The following is a 17,180-nucleotide window of genomic DNA, read 5'->3' as shown; positions in this document are numbered from 1 at the left end:
GTGCTGATCTGGATCGTGCTCGCGGTGGTGCTGCTACCCCTCGTGGCGCTCGCGTTGGCTGTGCGCCCGGTGTTGGCCCGGCTGCCCCGACTGCGCCGCGCCGCCGTGGCGTTGCAGCGGCGGGCCGCCGAGGCTGAGGCGCTGCGGGAGACCGCCGAGGCGCTGCAACAGCGCGCCGAGGACGTCCAACGTCGGCTCGACACCACCTCCCAGCGACTCGCGGTGATCAGGGCCAAGCGCGGCTGATCGGGTACGCGCCCGGCGGTGGTTGACGGATCATCGCGGGTTGGTCAAGACTTCACCCTCCCGCCCAGACCACCACCACCCAGTGGGTGGCGGGCAGCCGATCCGCACGTACGATGGGCTGCGTACCACCCCCCGGACACAGAGCGACTGGAGCTTCTCATGGGTGCCCTCAAGCCGTGGCACATCGCTGTTCTCGTGGTTGTGCTGATCCTGCTCTTCGGTGCGAAGCGGCTCCCCGACGCGGCCCGTTCGCTGGGTCGGTCGCTGCGGATCATCAAGGCCGAGACCAAGAGCCTGCAGGACGACGACCGCGACCTCGCCGAGAAGGCCGACGCGCAGGCCGGCTACCAGCCGTTGCCGCCGCACGCCGGGCAGCAGGCGCCGTACGCTGGCCAGCCGCAGCAGGCCCCGTACCAGCAGACGCCGCCGCAGCAGCCGGTCGTCGACCCGGTGCACCGCGTCCGCGACAACTGACCGAAGGGCCCCACCACCGTGGCCTTCGCACTGCGTAAACGTGGCCCAAAGGCGTTCGAGCGGGCCGCCGACGGCTCGATGACGCTCATCGAGCACGTTCGGGAACTGCGCAACCGGCTGTTCCGCGCGTCGCTGGCGATCATGATCGGCTTCGGCTTCGGTATCTGGCTGGCCGAGCCGGTCCGGATCTTGCTATCGAAGCCGTACTGCGACCTGCCGGGGTCGATCGACCCGGAGACCAACAAGTGCCTCTTCGTTCAGCTCGGGCCGGCCGACCTCTTCCTGCTGAACCTGAAGATCGGCTTGTGGGTGGGCCTGATCATCGCGGCGCCGATCTGGCTCTACCAACTCTGGGCTTTCATCGCGCCTGGTCTGCATCGGCACGAGCGGCGTTACGCCTACGCCTTCACGGCCTTGGCGGCGCCGCTCTTCGCGGCCGGCGCGGTGCTGGCGTTCTTCGTCACCGCCAAGGGCCTCGAGTTCCTGATGAACGTGTCCGGCGATGACATCGCGACCACCCTGGAAGTCACCCGGTACATCTCGTTCGTCACCAACCTGATCCTGTTGTTCGGTGTGGCCTTCGAGTTCCCGCTCGTCGTGCTGATGCTCAACTTCGTGGGCATCGCCAGCGCGAAACGGTTGCTCAGTTGGTGGCGGGTGGCGATCTTCGTGTTCTTCGCCTTCTCCGCCGTGGTCACCCCGACACCGGACCCGTTCGGGATGACCGCGTTGGCGCTCTGTCTCTCCGCGCTCTACTTCGCCGCGGTCGGCGTCGCGTTCCTCAACGATCGGCGACGTGGGCGGGGCAAGGAGGTCTACGCCGGTATCGACGACGACGAGGTGTCGCCACTGGAGTTCGACGCGGACCCGGTCGTGGCCGGGCAGCGGGTCGACTCGACGGCGCCAATCGGCGTACCCGAACCGGTCGCGCCACCGGCGCCGATCGAACGCCGCTACGACGACATGACCTGACGGCCCCGCGCCGCCCGGTTCCACCGACGCCGTCCCCGTTTGCCGGGGGCGGCGTCGTCGCGTCACCTCGCGCGTTGGCGGCGGAACTGATGGTGACGGCGCCTGCCCCTGGTGAACGGCGGGTGTCCGACCGGTACGGTGCTGCCCGTGACCGCAGACGATCACCTGCCCGGCCCGGTCGCCGTGCTCGCCAACCCGACCGCCGGTCGTGGACGGCACCGCGCGTTGCTGCCCCGGTTGCTGGACGGCTTGTCCGCCGCCGGACGGCCGATCCGGTTGCTGCCGGCGTCCAGCCCCGCCGAGGCGGAGGCGGCGTGCCGGGCCGCCGTCGCCGAGGGCGCTGGCGCGCTGGTGGCGGTCGGCGGGGACGGCACAGTGCACCGGGCGTTGCAGGCTGTCGCCGGCACCGCCGTGCCGTTCGGCCCGATCCCGGCCGGCACCGGCAACGACTTCGCCCTGGACACCGGCTTCCCGGCCGACCCCCTCGCCGCGGCGACGGTGATCGCCGAGGCGGTGCGCGACGGCCGCAGTCAACCGGTCGACCTGGCCCGGATGGTCGGGGTCGACGGCGTCGAGCGCTGGTACGGAGCGGTCCTCGCGGCCGGGTTCGACGCGATCGTCAACGAGCGGGCCAACCGGATGCGCTGGCCGCGCGGCCCGCGCCGGTACGACCTGGCGATCCTGGTCGAGCTGGCCCGGCTGCGCCCACGCCGCTACACGCTGCGCCTGGACGGGGTGCCACACGACCTGGACGCGGTGCTGGTGGCGGTGGGCAACTGCCCCACGTACGGCGGTGGGATGCGGATCTGCCCGGACGCTGACCCGACCGACGGACTGCTCGACGTGGTGGTGGCGGGTCGGGTCAACCGGCGGACCCTGGTCCGGGTGAAGCCGCGCATCTACCAGGGCACCCACGTCAGCCACCCGCTGGTGCGCAGTTTCCGGGCCCGCACTGTGGAGTTGGCCGCCGAGGGCATCACCTCGTACGCCGACGGGGAACGCTCCCTGCGGCTGCCGGTGACGATCAGTGCCGTTCCGGGCGCCCTGCGGCTGCTGCGTTGACCCGTACCGCGCCGATGCTGGCGGCGATGACCAGCACGATGGCGGCGCATTCCAGCACTGTCAGCGCCTGCCGCAGCACCAGCCACCCGGCGAGCGTGGCGACGGCCGGGCCGAGGCTCATCAGCACCGCGAAGGTGGCGGTGGGCATCCGCCGTAGCGCCAGCAGCTCCAGGGTGTAGGGCAGCCCGGAGGCGAGCACCGCGAGGGCGGCGCCGAGCGCCAGCACCGGCGGGTCGAGCAGCACCGCGCCGCCGTCGACGATGCCCAGCGGCAGGGTGACCAGCGCGGCGACGGCCAGTGCCAGGGCCAGCCCGTCCGCGCCGGGAAAGCGGCCGCCGACCCGGGCGCTCAGCACGATGTACGCGGCCCACATGGCGCCCGCGCCGAACGCGAAGGCCACCCCGACCGGGTCCAGCCGGTCGAAGCCGCCCTGGCCGAGCAGCGCCACCCCGGCCAGGGCGAGACCCGCCCAGCCCCAGCTGGCCAGTCGGCGGGCGGAGAATACCGACAGGGCGAGGGGGCCGAGCACCTCCAGGGTCACCGCCGGGCCCAGCGGGATGCGTTCGATGGCCTGGTAGAACAGCGAGTTCATGCCGGCCAACGCCAGCCCGAACGCGCCGGCCGCGAGCCAGGCCGGCCGGTCGTGTCCGCGCAGTCGGGGCCGGCACACCACGAGCAGCAGCACCGCCGAGATGGTCAGCCGCAGGGTCACCGCGCCGGCCACCCCGGTACGCGGGAAGAGCAGCGCGGCCACTGCGGAGCCGAACTGCACCGACAGGGCACCGCCGAGCACCAGCCCCACGGCGGCGACGCCACCGCGCCGGGCCGGTCGTGTCTCGCCCGACCGGGGCGTGGGCAGCAGGATCTCGGTCACGGGCACGACGGTAGGCGCTCAGCTCCGGCTACCTGGCGGCGGTGCCCACCGCTGTGACCAACGGTGGGCACAGCACGGATCGGGCGGTGTCGTTCAGGCTGGCAGGGCGAGGTCGAGCACCGCGCCCAGCCCGTTCTCCCGGCCCGGCTCGGCTGCCGGGAGCACCAGCACCGAGCAGCCGGCGGCCACCGCGCCCGCGTCCGCCGGGGTGTCACCGACCATCAGGGTCTGCTCCGGGTCGACGCCCAGCATGCCGCAGGCCCGCCAGAAGATCGCCGGGTCGGGTTTGCAGCGCCCTACCTCGTACGAGAGCACGAACGCGCCAACCAGGTCGGTCAGCCCCCAGGCGTCGAAGTGTGGCCGCAGGTCGAAGCCGATGTTGCTGACCACCGCCACCGGCACCCCGGCGTCGCGCAGCGCGGTCAGCGTGGGGGTGGTGTCGGCGTACGGCAGCCAGCCCTCGGTGGTCAGCAGCCGCTCGTAGAGCGCGTCGGCGAAGCCGTCGATGCCGGCGTCGACGGTCTCGGCCAATCCGGTGTACGCGCCCCGGTGAGCGTGTTGGTAGAGGTCCCGGTCGGCCCACAGTTCGGCGAGTCGGGGCGGCACCCGTGCCGGCAGTGGCCCGCCGGCGCGCCCGGCGGTCAGCAGCCGGTCGGCCAGCGAGGTGGCGCGCACCCGGTCCAGGGTCACACCGCACGCCGCCGCGGCCTCCAGCACCCACCGCTGGGGGTCCTCCACCTGGGCCAGGGTGCCGTGGAAGTCGAAGAGCACCCCCTTGACGGGGCGTCGGGACGCCCGGCGGGCGGCGGGCGCCTCAGCGGTGCCCGGCGGACTGGTCTGGGGCGGTTCGGCATGGTCCGGCACGCCGTGCACCCTACCGACCGCCCCCGACCGCGCCTCCGGACGGCCTTGTGGGGTGACATGACGCGGCACGCACTAATCTTGGTGCCATGTCGAGCCCCGCCGAGCGGTACGCAGCGGCGCGCCGCAAGGCCGCACAAGCCGCACAGTTTCCGGCGCTGGACGAGTTCGCCCTCGAGTTGGGGTTCGACCTCGACGACTTCCAGCGGGAGGCGTGTCAGTCGCTGGAGCGGGGCAGCGGTGTGCTGGTCTGCGCTCCCACCGGCGCCGGTAAGACGGTGGTGGGGGAGTTCGCCGTCCACCTGGCGTTGCGGGGGCGGCCCGACGACCCGGTGCCCGCTGCCGACGCGACGACCCCACCGGCGCGGCGCAAGTGCTTCTACACCACGCCGATCAAGGCGTTGTCCAACCAGAAGTACCACGACCTGGTCGCCCGGTACGGCGTCGAGCAGGTCGGCCTGCTGACCGGTGACAACGCGATCAACGGCGACGCGCCGGTGGTGGTGATGACCACCGAGGTGCTGCGCAACATGCTCTACGCGGGCTCCAGCACCCTCCAGGGCCTCGCGTACGTGGTGATGGACGAGGTGCACTACCTGGCCGACCGGTTCCGCGGTGGGGTCTGGGAAGAGGTGATCATCCACCTGCCCGCCTCGGTCACGCTGGTCTCGTTGTCGGCGACCGTCTCCAACGCCGAGGAGTTCGCCGACTGGCTGGTCACCGTGCGCGGCGAGACCGCGGTGGTGGTCAGCGAGCACCGGCCGGTGCCGTTGTGGCAGCACATGCTGGTCGGCAAGCGGATGTTCGACCTGTTCCACGACGCCGACGCCGCCCGCAAGCACGACGTGCACCCTGAGTTGCTCCGCTACACCCGGGAGACCGCGCGGCGGCTGGAGTTGGGTGAGGGGCGCAGCGCCGGGCCCGGTGCCGGCCGGCGCGGCCCGCGCTGGCGTGGCCCGTTGCGCCCGGACATCGTCGACCGACTGGACCGCGAGGGTCTGCTACCGGCGATCCTGTTCATCTTCAGCCGGGCCGGTTGCGCCGCCGCGGTGCAGCAGTGTCTCGCGGCCGGACTGCGGCTCACCTCGGCGGAGGAGCGGGCCGAAATCCGCCGGGTCGTCGAGTCGCGGGTCACCGCCATTCCCGGCGAGGACCTGTCGGTCCTGGGCTACTGGGAGTGGCTGGACGGCCTGGAACGCGGCCTGGCCGCCCACCACGCCGGCATGCTGCCGGTGTTCAAGGAGATCGTCGAGGAGCTGTTCGTCCGCGGCCTGGTCAAGGCGGTCTTCGCCACCGAGACGCTGGCGTTGGGCATCAACATGCCGGCCCGCTGCGTGGTGCTGGAACGGCTGGTCAAGTACAACGGCGAGGCTCACGTCGACCTGACCCCGGGGGAGTACACCCAGCTCACCGGGCGCGCCGGCCGCCGAGGCATCGACGTGGAGGGGCACGCCGTCGTGGTGTGGTCCCCGGAGACCGACCCACGGCAGGTGGCCGGGCTCGCGTCCACCCGCACCTATCCGCTGCGCTCCAGCTTCCGGCCGTCGTACAACATGGCGGTGAACCTGGTCGGCACCGTCGGCGCGGAGCCGGCTCGGGCCCTGCTGGAGTCCTCGTTCGCCCAGTTTCAGGCGGACCGGTCGGTGGTCGGCCTGGCCCGGCAGGTGCAGCGCAACACCGAGACCATCGAGGCGTACGGCGCGGAGGCCGCCTGCCATCACGGCGACTTCGACGAGTACTTCGCGCTGCGGGTGGCGATCGCCGACCGGGAAAAGGCGATCGCCCGGCAGGGGCAGACCCAGCGCAAGGCCGCCGCGGTGGCCTCGTTGGAGCGGCTGCGGGTCGGCGACGTGATCCGGGTGCCGTCGGGCCGGCGGGCCGGGCTGGCCGTGGTGCTGGACCCGGCGACCGGTGGGTTCGGTGAGCCCCGGCCGCTGGTGCTCACCCAGGATCGTTGGGCCGGGCGGGTCAGCCCCGGCGACTTCACCACTCCGGCCGAGGTGTTGGCCCGGATCCGGGTGCCCAAGCACTTCAACCACCGGTCCCCGGGCGCCCGGCGGGATCTTGCCGCCGAGGTCAGCGGCACCGGTTTGGATCGGCACGGTGGTCGACGCGGGGGCCGTTCCCGGCAGGTGGCCGGCGAGGACCACCAGATCACCCAGCTCCGCACCGAGTTGCGTCACCACCCCTGCCACGCCTGCCCGGAGCGGGAGGAGCACGCCCGCTGGGCGGAGCGGCGTCGGCGGCTGGAGCGCGACACCGAGGAGCTGCGCGAGCGCGTCAGTGGTCGTACGGGGTCCCTTGCGCGAACGTTCGACCGGATCGTGGCGCTGCTGACCGAGCGTGGCTACCTCGCCCGCGACGGAGCGGTCACCGACGCCGGTCGGATGCTGGGCCGGATCTGGACCGAGGCGGATCTGCTGGTCGCCGAGTGCCTGCGCCGGGGGGTCTGGAACGGATTGTCCCCGGCCGAGCTGGCCGCCGCGGTGTCAGTGGTGGTGTTCGAGGCGCGCCGCGATGTCGACGAACGGGCGTCGCTGCCGCGCGGACCGGTGGCCGACGCGGTGGACGAGACGCTGAAGCTGTGGGGGGAGATCGAGGCCGACGAGGCGGCGCGGGGGCTGACGGCGACCCGGGAGCCGGATCTCGGTTTCGCCTGGCCCGTCTACCGGTGGGCTCGGGGTGAGGCGCTGGCGAAGGTGCTCGGCAGCGGTCACGAGATCGATGGTGAGATGCCCGCCGGTGACTTCGTCCGGTGGGCCCGACAGGTCGTCGACCTGCTCGGTCAGATTGCCGACTCTGGCGGTGCCACAACGGAGCTGCGGTCGACGGCTCGACAGGCTATAGCGGCCGTCAATCGAGGTGTCCTCGCGTACCAGACGTCAGCGTGACAGTCACGCTCAGTCATTTTCGGCTGTCGAATCGACGCAGCGGACGGTTACCGCAACCGCACGCCTCGGATGGCCCGGGGGGCACTGTTGCGCCTGATCACGGCACCCCTGATCATTGCCGAAGCGTCTTGTTGACGCGTGGGTAACGAATGGGGAGAAAGCCGCCGTGGCGGAGATCAATCACTTTGAGTACGGGTGGATCACGCCCGCGCTGAGCTACGCGCTGTCCGTGCTCGGTTCGATCCTCGGTCTGGTGTGCGCCGGGCGCATCCGCACGGCCCGCACGAACGGTCAGCGGGCGTGGTGGGGTCTGCTGTCCGCCTGGGCGCTGGGCGGCACCGCCATCTGGGCGATGCACTTCATGGCCATGCTCGGCTTCGCCGTCGAGAACACCCGGATCCGCTACGACGTGCCGCTGACCGCGGCCAGCACGGCCATCGCCGTGGTGGCGGTCGGCATCGGCCTGGCCATCGTGGGCACCGGCCGGCTGAATCCGGTACGCCTGATCGCCGGCGGCATCTTCACCGGCGCCGGCGTGGCCTCCATGCACTACACCGGCATGGCCGCCATGCGCCTCAACGGCAGCCTCGGCTACGACACGGTCCGGGTCGTGCTCTCGGTGGTCATCGCCGTGGTGGCGTCCACCGTCGCGCTGTGGCTCGCCATGACCGTCCGGCGGGGGTTGGCGATCTTCGCCTCCGCGCTGGTCATGGGGATCGCCGTCAACGGGATGCACTTCACCGGCATGAGCGCCCTGTCGGTGCACCGCCACGAACGGACGGGCGAGGTGACCGGCGCTGGGGTGAGCACCCTGCTGGTGCCGATCGTGCTGGCGGTGATCTTCGGGGTCGTCGGTCTGCTCTACGCGCTGCTCGCCGCCCCGACCGACGACGACCGGGCTGCCACCGCGTACCTGGACGGGCGGCGGCTCTCGGAGCCGGCGGCCCCGGCGCCCGCCGCTGCTCCCGACCCGGTCGGGTTGCGCGCCCGCTCCACCCTCGGCCAGCCCGGTACTCCGTTCCCGTCCCGCCGGGACACACCGCCGCGCTGACGTCGTGCGGCCGGCCCGCGCCGTGTTGCTGACGGCCTTATAGATCCGGCCGCCTCCGCGCCCGCTCAGGAGGCGGATCAGGCCGGCGGCCGGCCGGATCGGCTGCCGTCGATCGTGAGGGTGACCAGCAGTCCGGGGTGGTCGGTCGTCCCGTGCATGGGCACCAGACTGCGGCAGCAGAGCGTGATGTCGGTGGTCGCCGTGACGTGTTGCAGTCGGCCGTCGTCGACCCGCTGGTGGCCCGGCGGGGTGCAGGATCGCACGTCGGGGTCCTGGCCGGCGCGCAGGTTGAGGTCGCCACCCAGCACGGTGGGCTCGTACCCGTCGTCGCGGCCGATCGTCGGCAGGATGGTGTCGAGCAGGTGCTCGCACTGGGTGAGCGCGACGCGGTAGCCGGTGGCCGACAGGTGCGTGGTGCAGGCGAGCAGGACTCTGTCGACGTCGACGCAGAGCCAGGCTCGTTCCTCGGGGTCTCCGAGGTCCTGCGTCGGGTGGGTTCCGGCGTACACGGTGCGCGGGGTGGTTGGCGTCCGCACGTGGGTCAGCAGCCCGATGCCGAACCGTTGGCCGTTACGGCAGCGGGTGTCGTCGCCGCTCGGGCGGTCACCGGCGGCCTGGAACGCGGCCACGACGGTCCGCCCTGGGTGAACGGTTTGGAACACGCTCTGCAGGTCGGACACGTCGCCGGCGCAGATTTCGTTGAGGGTGACCAGGTCGGGCGCCTCGATGCTGATCACCTCGGCGGCCCTGGCCATCGCTCGACCGCTGTAGCAGCCGGCGCGGCCACTGTTGCAGAGGTTCAGCTGGAGCATCCGTAGGACCGTGGGCTGCGCGGCGTCGGTGGGCGCGGCCGGGGAGGCGGTCGGCCGGTTGGCCGGGAGCGCGGCGGCGGCGAGTAGACAGACCACAGCCAGGGCTCGGCGCAGGAACCGGTACGGACGGGCGGCCACACGAACTCCGGGGTGCATGAGGTGACAGTCATCGCCGGGGCGCCAGTGATCCTACTGGCGGCCGAATCGGCGATTCAGATCAGAGCGGTGGGTCGAGGGGGTACGCGCCCGGCGCGTACCCCCTCGGTTCGCTCAGTGGGCGCGGACCGCGACGGCCGTGTACGGCGTGGTGGGGGTCGGCGGTGTGGTGAACCGGGCGTTGGGCAGGTAGAGCCGGCCGAGCGCCTTGGCCACAGTGGTGGGTACGTCGAAGTTCGGATCGGTGATGGTGCTGGTGAGCGCTCCGGCGGTGCCGGCGTGGTTCAGCCGGACCACCGCGATCTGGTTGAGGCGGTTCTGCACGACGTAGAGGGTGCGGCCGAGCAGGAGAAGTCCGTCGCCGTTGGTGAAGGTGTGGCCCGGCACGTCCACGACTGTGCTCGCGCCGGTCGCCGGGTCGACCCGGTACAGCGTGCCGGTGCTGGACTGGACGACGATCAGCGCCCGGCCGTCCGGTGTGGTGGTAATGCCGTTGAGGTTCACCCCCGTGCCGACCTGCTCGTACGCGCCGGTCAGTGTGATCGTGCTGAAGGCGTCGGCGGGCGGCAGCGCCCCACGGCGACCGAGCGGCAGCCGGTAGAGCACCGGCCGGTTCGAGTCGGTGAAGTATGCCGCGTCGCGGGTCAGCACGACGTCGTTGACGAACGTCGGGGCGGTGGCGAACTGGTAGCGGGCCAGCACCTCGCCGGTGCGGGTGTCGAGCACGCGAGCGTCGCCAGCCGTGCCACCGGAGACGAAGAGCCGGCCACGTGGGTCGACCTTGAGGCCGAGCGACGGCGTGCCGGTGGCCGCGCCGATCGTCGTACCCCGGCCGGTGACCAGGTCGACGCGCTGGATGGCACCGGTGGCGCGGGAGCCGAAGTAGGCGTACCGGCCCGCGGTGGCGATGCCCTCGGGCTGGAACCCGTCGGGGAGGGCGAGGACGGTTGGCGGCCGGTCTACGGGGTGCGCCTGCGCCGGCGCGACGGCGACGGTGGCCAGCATGACGGCGGTCAACGCGCCGCCGAGCGTGGTGCGGAGGGGACGGTTCACTGTGCTCCTTCCGGGCGGAAGCGGCACGAGCCGACACGTCCGCCACGTTCACTGGGGCCAGGACCCTCCCCACTGTACGACCGCTGGCGGGCGCCCGCCCGGCGTCACCGGCGCGGCCTTCGGGTGACCGCGCCGGTGAGCCCGTTTGGCGGGACGGAGGTCAGGCGTTGCGGACCAGCCTCCACCGGTTGTCCGCGCTGCCGTTGTCCGAATCCTGCACGGCCTGTGCACCCCAGGCGGTCGACGCGTTGAGGATGCCGAGCAGCTTGTTGCTGTTGACGTTGCGGATCTTGTAGGTCCCGTCGCCGTTGTCCACGAGGATCCACCGGTGGTCCGCGGTGCCGTTGTCCGCCCATTGCAGGACGCGAGCGTTGTCGGCGGTGGACATGTTCTCCACACCCAGCACCTTGCCGCTGTGGACGTTGCGGAACCGGACCGCGTTGCCGTCGGTCACGACCACCCAGTTGTGGTCGGCGGTGCCGCTGTCGCTCCACTGCACGGCCAGACCACCGTCGGCGGTGGACATGTTCTGGACACCGAGAACCAGGCCCGTGCCGACGTTCTGCAGGCGGTAGCTGCCGCCGCCGCCGCTACCGCTACCCGTGGTGTTCCAGTAGACCGTGTAGTTGTAGCCGTGGGCGTCGTAGAAGGGGGCGAGGTTCACGGTGGACCCGTTGGCGCTGGCGGTGAACGCGAGCGAGCTGGTGCTGGTCCGGGTGATCGAGGAGACGGTGAGGGTGGGCAGGGTGCTCAGGGCCGTGTTGCCGTAGTTGCCGGCCAGCACCGTGGGGCCGTAGGTGACCGCGCCGACGTTGGCGTTGTCGTTGGCGGCCTTGACGGCGATCTGCATCGGCAGCCGCACGGTGATGGTGTCGCCCGCGGCCCAGGTGCGCGTGACAGTGGCGTAGCTGCCCGGGGTGGTGGTGACGTTCTCCACGGTGCCGTTGACGGAGATCGTCGCACCGCTGGTCCAGGACGGGATCCGCACCCGGATGCTCCAGGAGCCGCTCATCGAGCCGCTCAGGGTCAGCGTGGTGGTGTCACTGACCGGGAAGCTGGTGGTCTGGGTGACGGTGATGCCGCGCTGCGTCCAGTTCAGCACCGACGGCGTGAACAGGTTCACGCTCAGCGTGGTGCCGTTGTAGAAGTAGATGGAGTCCATCAACCTGGTGTTGATCTCCAGGCCGGTGCCCTGGCAGCACCAGAACGAGTTGTAGTCGGTGCTCCACGTGCCGCCACCCCAGGCCGGGCCCACACCCCGACGGCCACCCGGCCGCAGCGGGGTGAAGTAGGTGATGTGGCCGCGGCTGTCGGCCGAGTTCTGCCCGCCGATCAGGTGGTTCATCAGCGCGCGCTCGTAGTAGTCGAAGTAGTCGGCCCGGTTCGGGTCGAGCAGCCACAGCTCCCGGGTCAGTTTGAGCATGTTGTACGTGTTGCACTGCTCGCAGGTGTCGTTGGTGAGGTAGCCGGCGATCGCGTTGGGCGGCCGGAAGTGCTCCGCCTGGCTGTTGCCGCCGATGGCGTAGGTGTGCGCGCCGACGGTGATGTTCCACGCGTTGCTGGCGATGTTCCGGTAACGGGTGGTCCCGGTGGCCTTGAACTCCCGGGCCGCGCCGATCCACTTGGGCACCTGCGTGTTGGCGTGCTTGCCGTTGAGCTGGTCCTGGTTGTTGGCCAGCGGGTCGAACACGCCGGCGTGGTCGAACCGCTGCGCGGTGGCGAGCCACCGGCTGTCGCCGGTCTGCTGGTAGATGTCGGCGAGCACGTCGTTCATGCCCCCGAACTCGGTGCCCAGCATCGACTGCATCTGACTGGAGCTCAGTCGGCTCGTCCGGGTGTCGACCCAGCCGGCGAGGGACAGCAGCACCGTACGGGCCTGGGTGTTGCCGATGTAGCGCCAGACGTCGAGCAGGCCGGCGAGGGTCTTGTGGATGCAGTAGTAGGGCACGTTGCCGTTGGACAGCGTCCGTGCCTCGAGGGCGGTGAAGTCGGACTCCGGGAAGCCGGAGAGGTAACCCGCGCCGAACCCGGCGGCCCCGTTGTTCGCCTGGCACTTGGCCAGCTCGGCGACCATGTAGTTGGCCTTGTCCCGGCAGGTGGTGTCGCCGAGCACCGCGTACGCGTACGCCCACGCGCTCAGGAAGTGGCCCTGCATGTGGGTCCGGAACGGGAAGTTCGGCGCGTCCCAGCCCCCGTTGGTGGCGGCGCCGTTCGTGGACAGCCGGTGGTTGGCGCGGAAGTTGTAGAGCATCCGGTCGACGTCGACGAACCGCAGGTAGTTGAGCGTCCGCGACTGGTTGTCCATCCAGCGGCCGGAGGTCAGCCGCACCTGACCGAGGTCGAACGCGTACGCCGAGACGCCGATGTCGGCCCGGGCCGGGGGCACGATGGCGGCGGAGGCGCTTCCGGGGGTGACGGCGGCGCCGGTCGCGGAGAGCACCACTGTGGCGCCGGTGGCCTGAAGCAGGTTGCGGCGGCTGAGGGGCGGGGGTGGCATGGGGAACCTCCAGGTGGCCGGGTACGTCGGGGCCGCCATCGATGGCGGCGGGGGCGGTCGGCCGCAACGGGGCCGACAACGGATGCGGTGTGGTGGGGAACGCGGTCGCCGTGGACGCTGGGTGCCCACCCAAGCGCTTATCGCGGCACATCGATGTGATCGCTAACATAGTTCGTCGTTAACACACCCGCAACCCCCGGGGCGCCTCGTTGACTCATCCCGCGACAAGCTGACCCGGGGCGCGGGCCACCGGTGGCAGCTATGGTCCGAAACGGACACCTGCCCGGCTCGCGACCACCAAAATGTGACTGTGTGTGACGGATGGCGGTGGGTGCGGAGCGAGCGCCCTCCCGTTGACGCCCGCCCGGTCGCTCAGTACGGTGCATCGTAAATCTTGGATGTCAACGTCGATACATGAATGCTGCGATGTGGTTACGACGGACATCCCGCGCCGCACAAAAATCCAGGTCAGATGGGGGAGGAGGCGCCCGGGAAACGCTGTTAGCGCTAACACTGCTGCCGGTCGTACTGCTCGGCGTGCGGACGGCACGGCACGTTCGAGCGGCAGTCAGGGCAGCGGTGGCTCGCCGAGTCAGACATCGCGCACGGCGCACTCTCTGTGGGAGTAATCGTGAAGGTGAAAGATCGAACCACAACCCGGGCCACCCACCGGGCCAGGCGCGCCATCGCCTGGCTGGCGAGCATGGCTTGCGTCCTCGCACTGATCCCGGGCACGGCCAAGGCCGACAACCCCATCGTCCAGAACATCTACACCGCCGACCCGGCGCCGATGGTGCACAACGGCCGGGTCTACGTCTACACCGGACATGACGAGGACGGGTCCACCAATTTCACAATGCGTGAGTGGCGGGTCTACTCGTCCGCCGACATGGTGAACTGGACCGATCACGGATCGCCGATGAATCTGGCGACGTTCGCGTGGGCGGACGCCAACGCGTGGGCCGGGCAGGTCGTTGCGCGTAACGGAAAGTTCTACTGGTACGTGCCGGTGCGCCAGCGCTCCAACGGGCAGATGGTCATCGGCGTCGGGGTGGCCGACAGCCCGACCGGGCCGTTTCGCGACGCACTCGGTCGACCCCTGGTCGGCAACAACGAAATCGACCCGCACGCGTTCATCGATGATGACGGGCAGGCGTATCTGTACTGGGGTAACCCGGGTCTGTGGTACGTGAAATTGAACCCGGACATGATTTCGTTCTCCGGCAGCGCGACACGCATCCCACTGACGACGGCGGGGTTCGGTACTCGTAACGGTAATGCGAGTCGGCCGACCCTGTACGAGGAGGGCCCGTGGGTGTTCAAGCGCAACGGGTTGTACTACAACGTGTTCGCGGCGGAATGCTGCTCGGAGTTCATCGCCTACTCCACCGCGACCGGGCCGACGGGGCCGTGGACCTATCGGGGAACGATCATGCCCCGACAGGGTGCCAGCTTCACCAATCACGCGGGTGTGATCGATTTCCAGGGTGGTTCGTATTTCTTCTATCACAACGGAGCATTGCCGGGTGGTAGTGGTTACACCCGCTCGGTCGCTGTGGAGAAGTTCAGCTATACCAGCAATGGCCTGTTCCCGACGATCACGATGACGAACACCGGTGCCCCACAGGTGGGCACGCTGAACCCGTACGTGCGACAGGAGGCGGAGACGATCGCGTGGGGCTCGGGGATCGAGACCGAGGCGTCGAGCGAGGGCGGGATGAACGTCGGTTGGATCGAGAACGGCGACTACATCAAGGTCAAGGGCGTCGCGTTCGGCGCGGGCGCGACCTCGTTCAGCGCCCGGGTCGCGTCGGCCACCAGCGGCGGCCGGATCGAGGTTCGTCTCGACAGCGCCACCGGCCCGACCGTTGGCACCTGCGCAGTGGGTGGCACCGGCGGCTGGCAGACCTGGACCACCAGCACCTGCGCGGTCAGCGGAGCGACCGGCACCCATGATCTCTACCTGCGCTTCGCCGGCGGCAGCGGCAACCTGTTCAACATCAACTGGTGGCAGTTCGGCGGCACCGGCGGCGGCAGCGCCACCAACCTGCTCACCAACGGCGACGTGGAGAACGGCACGACGGGCTGGGGTGTGCACGGCAGCGGCACCCTCGCCAGGAACACCACACTCGCGCACGGCGGCAGCGGATCGCTGTCGATCACCGGCCGGACCGGTGCCTGGAACGGCCCCAGTCAGGACGTGACCGCCAAGCTCACCAACGGCAAGAGCTACACCACGAACGCCTGGGTACGAGCACAGAGCGGCACCCCGTCGGCGAAGGCGACGCTGTCGCTGACCGCGAATGGCACGACGAACTACCTCCAGCTGACGCCGGCGGTCGGGGTGAACGTCAACGGCTGGACCCTGCTCACCGGCACCGCGACCGTGTCGTGGAGCGGCACGCTGACCAGCGCCGCCTTCTACGTGGAGACGGCTGAGGGCACCGACAGCCTCCTGGTCGACGACGCCTCGTTCCAGTGAGGGTGCTGCCGGAGCCGTGATCGTACGGCTCCGGCAGCGACAGCGTCCCACCGGAGCGACCCGTGTTCGGTACGTCTGGTGACGACTTGACGAACGGCATGTTATCGCTCACAGTCGATGGTTGAGGGCGGCCGCTCCTGTGGTTCACCGGGCGAACCCGCTGTGGCCCCTCGGATTTCGACGTCCGCCCAGGGCATGCCGGACGTCGAGTCAGGACTTCCCGCACTGCTGCCGTGACGGCGACAGGTGCTGCCGTCTCCGATCTCGCAGCAGATTCGGCGCCGCGCCCCCATCGCTGCACCACCACAGACAAGGAATCCGCATGAAACACAGAAGAGTTCTGCGGGCGGCGGTGACCGTCGCGGTCACCGGCGCCCTCGCCGCGGGTATGACGATGGCGCTGACCACCTCGGCCAGCGCCGGCACCACCCTGCGAGCGTCCGCGGCCGAGAAGGGCCGTTACTTCGGCGCCGCCGTCGCGACGGGCAAGCTGTCCACCAGCGCCTACGTGACCGTCTTGAACCGTGAGTTCAACAGTGTCGTGGCCGAGAACGAGATGAAGTGGGACGCCACCGAGCCGCAGCAGGGCCAGTTCCGGTACACCGGTGGTGATCGTCTGGTCAGTCACGCCCAGGCCAATGGCATGAGCGTGCGGGGTCACGCGTTGCTGTGGTATCAGCAGCAGCCGGGCTGGGCGCAGAGCATGTCGGGCAGCGCGTTGCGCAGCGCGATGATCAACCACGTCACCCAGGTCGCCACGCATTTCCGGGGAAAGATCCACTCGTGGGATGTGGTGAACGAGGCGTTCGCTGACGGTAACTCCGGGGCGCGTCGGGACTCTAACCTGCAGCGCACCGGTAATGACTGGATCGAAGCGGCGTTCCGGGCGGCGCGGGCGGCGGATCCGGGTGCGAAGTTGTGTTACAACGACTACAACACCGACGGGATCAACGCGAAGTCGACGGGGATCTACAACATGGTGCGGGACTTCAAGTCCCGTGGCGTGCCGATCGACTGCGTGGGCTTCCAGTCGCACCTGGGCACCTCGCTGGCCGGTGACTACCAGGCCAACCTCCAGCGGTTCGCCGATCTCGGTGTGGATGTGCAGATCACCGAGCTGGACGTGATGACCGGCGGCAACCAGGCCAACATCTACGGCGCCGTCACCCGCGCCTGCATGAACGTCTCGCGCTGCACCGGTATCACGGTGTGGGGAGTGCGGGACTGCGACTCGTGGCGTGGCTCGGACAACGCCCTGCTGTTCGACTGCAACGGCAACAAGAAGGCCGCGTACACGAACGTCCTGAACGCCCTCAACGCCGGCCCGGCCATCCCGACGGACCCGCCGACCGATCCGCCGACCGACCCTCCGACGGACCCGCCGACCGATCCGCCGACGGACCCACCGGCGGTTGGTTGTTCGGCGTCGGTGTCACTGAACTCGTGGACCGGTGGATTCGTGGCCTCCGTGAAGGTGACCGCCGGCTCCGCCGGCACGAGCGGGTGGAACGTGGGCTTCACGCTCCCGAGTGGTGCCAGCGTCACCAACACCTGGAGCGCGACGGCCAGTGGCTCCACCGGCACTGTGCGGTTCGCCAACGTGAACTACAACGGCCGGCTCGGCGCGGGCCAGGTCACCGAGTTCGGCTTCCAGGGCACCGGCAGCGCCTCCGGCGTCACGCCGACCTGCACCGCCTCGTGATCACCCGATGACCGACTGAACGACCGACGTCGGCCGGTGCGGAGGAC

13 protein-coding genes are annotated in these 17,180 nt (G+C 70.3%); 8 read left to right on the top strand and 5 right to left on the bottom strand.

From position 1 onward, the window contains the following. From OG992_RS05830 to OG992_RS05815, 4 genes are all read left to right on the top strand, one after another. Entirely contained in the window at positions 1–246 is a 246-nt protein-coding gene (locus OG992_RS05830; protein ID WP_238685802.1) for a hypothetical protein, read from the top strand. A 159-nt stretch (positions 247–405) separates the two neighbouring features. Further along, positions 406–720, top strand: coding sequence for a Sec-independent protein translocase subunit TatA (gene tatA, locus OG992_RS05825; RefSeq protein WP_196922929.1), 315 nt, complete (start codon positions 406–408; stop codon positions 718–720). Positions 721–738: 18 nt separating this feature from the next. Further along, positions 739–1,692 (top strand): twin-arginine translocase subunit TatC, encoded by a 954-nt coding sequence (tatC, locus tag OG992_RS05820; protein WP_238685801.1) that lies wholly within the window; start codon positions 739–741, stop codon positions 1,690–1,692. Positions 1,693–1,830: 138 nt separating this feature from the next. Beyond that, on the top strand, positions 1,831–2,754 hold the full coding sequence (locus tag OG992_RS05815; RefSeq protein WP_266305159.1) for a diacylglycerol kinase: 924 nt from the start codon (positions 1,831–1,833) through the stop codon (positions 2,752–2,754). Here the strand turns inward: OG992_RS05815 and OG992_RS05810 are convergent. Both OG992_RS05810 and OG992_RS05805 read right to left on the bottom strand, forming a co-directional pair. Next, the gene (locus tag OG992_RS05810; protein ID WP_266302613.1) at positions 2,717–3,628 is read right to left on the bottom strand and encodes a DMT family transporter; all 912 of its coding nucleotides are present in this window, start codon (positions 3,626–3,628) and stop codon (positions 2,717–2,719) included. The genes OG992_RS05815 and OG992_RS05810 overlap by 38 nt on opposite strands. A 93-nt stretch (positions 3,629–3,721) precedes the next feature. Then, positions 3,722–4,492 (bottom strand): HAD family hydrolase, encoded by a 771-nt coding sequence (locus OG992_RS05805; protein WP_266302612.1) that lies wholly within the window; start codon positions 4,490–4,492, stop codon positions 3,722–3,724. A gap of 86 nt (positions 4,493–4,578) precedes the next feature. Here OG992_RS05805 and OG992_RS05800 point away from each other — a divergent pair, with 86 nt between their 5' ends. Both OG992_RS05800 and OG992_RS05795 read left to right on the top strand, forming a co-directional pair. Beyond that, positions 4,579–7,380, top strand: a complete 2,802-nt coding sequence (locus tag OG992_RS05800; protein WP_266302611.1) for an RNA helicase — start codon at positions 4,579–4,581, stop codon at positions 7,378–7,380. Positions 7,381–7,546: 166 nt separating this feature from the next. Beyond that, positions 7,547–8,431: an MHYT domain-containing protein gene (locus OG992_RS05795; RefSeq protein ID WP_238685796.1), complete on the top strand. Its 885-nt coding sequence runs from the start codon at positions 7,547–7,549 to the stop codon at positions 8,429–8,431. 77 nt (positions 8,432–8,508) lie between these two features. Here the strand turns inward: OG992_RS05795 and OG992_RS05790 are convergent, their stop codons facing one another. The 3 genes from OG992_RS05790 to OG992_RS05780 all read right to left on the bottom strand — a co-directional run bounded on the left by OG992_RS05790 (position 8,509) and on the right by OG992_RS05780 (position 12,949). Continuing rightward, positions 8,509–9,381, bottom strand: a complete 873-nt coding sequence (locus OG992_RS05790) for an endonuclease/exonuclease/phosphatase family protein (protein ID WP_238685795.1) — start codon at positions 9,379–9,381, stop codon at positions 8,509–8,511. Between the two features lie 132 nt (positions 9,382–9,513). Next, on the bottom strand, positions 9,514–10,452 hold the full coding sequence (locus OG992_RS05785; protein ID WP_266302610.1) for a superoxide dismutase: 939 nt from the start codon (positions 10,450–10,452) through the stop codon (positions 9,514–9,516). Positions 10,453–10,612: 160 nt separating this feature from the next. Beyond that, complete coding sequence (locus OG992_RS05780) at positions 10,613–12,949, bottom strand: beta-L-arabinofuranosidase domain-containing protein (RefSeq protein ID WP_266302609.1); 2,337 nt, start codon at positions 12,947–12,949, stop codon at positions 10,613–10,615. A 703-nt stretch (positions 12,950–13,652) separates the two neighbouring features. Here OG992_RS05780 and OG992_RS05775 point away from each other — a divergent pair. After that, positions 13,653–15,431 carry a family 43 glycosylhydrolase gene (locus OG992_RS05775; protein WP_238685977.1) on the top strand — a complete coding sequence of 593 codons (1,779 nt, stop codon included), beginning with the start codon at positions 13,653–13,655 and terminating at the stop codon, positions 15,429–15,431. Positions 15,432–15,819: 388 nt separating this feature from the next. Further along, positions 15,820–17,133, top strand: coding sequence for an endo-1,4-beta-xylanase (locus tag OG992_RS05770; protein ID WP_323181942.1), 1,314 nt, complete (start codon positions 15,820–15,822; stop codon positions 17,131–17,133). Positions 17,134–17,180: the final 47 nt, after the last annotated feature.

Origin of the sequence: Micromonospora sp. NBC_00362, from assembly GCF_026342155.1 — a bacterium.
In the GTDB taxonomy this organism is placed as follows: Bacteria; Actinomycetota; Actinomycetes; order Mycobacteriales; family Micromonosporaceae; genus Micromonospora; species Micromonospora hortensis.
Note: the sequence above shows the minus strand (reverse complement) of the source record. Positions and strands in the feature narration are given on the sequence as shown.

What these genes read in the sequence shown, in the direction of transcription:
- tatA (WP_196922929.1), top strand. Translation starts at nt 406, where the DNA reads ATGGGTGCCCTCAAGCCGTGGCACATCGCTGTTCTCGTGGTTGTGCTG.
- OG992_RS05800 (WP_266302611.1), top strand. Translation starts at nt 4,579, where the DNA reads ATGTCGAGCCCCGCCGAGCGGTACGCAGCGGCGCGCCGCAAGGCCGCA.
- OG992_RS05780 (WP_266302609.1), bottom strand. Translation starts at nt 12,949, where the DNA reads ATGCCACCCCCGCCCCTCAGCCGCCGCAACCTGCTTCAGGCCACCGGC.
- OG992_RS05775 (WP_238685977.1), top strand. Translation starts at nt 13,653, where the DNA reads ATGGCTTGCGTCCTCGCACTGATCCCGGGCACGGCCAAGGCCGACAAC.
- OG992_RS05770 (WP_323181942.1), top strand. Translation starts at nt 15,820, where the DNA reads ATGACGATGGCGCTGACCACCTCGGCCAGCGCCGGCACCACCCTGCGA.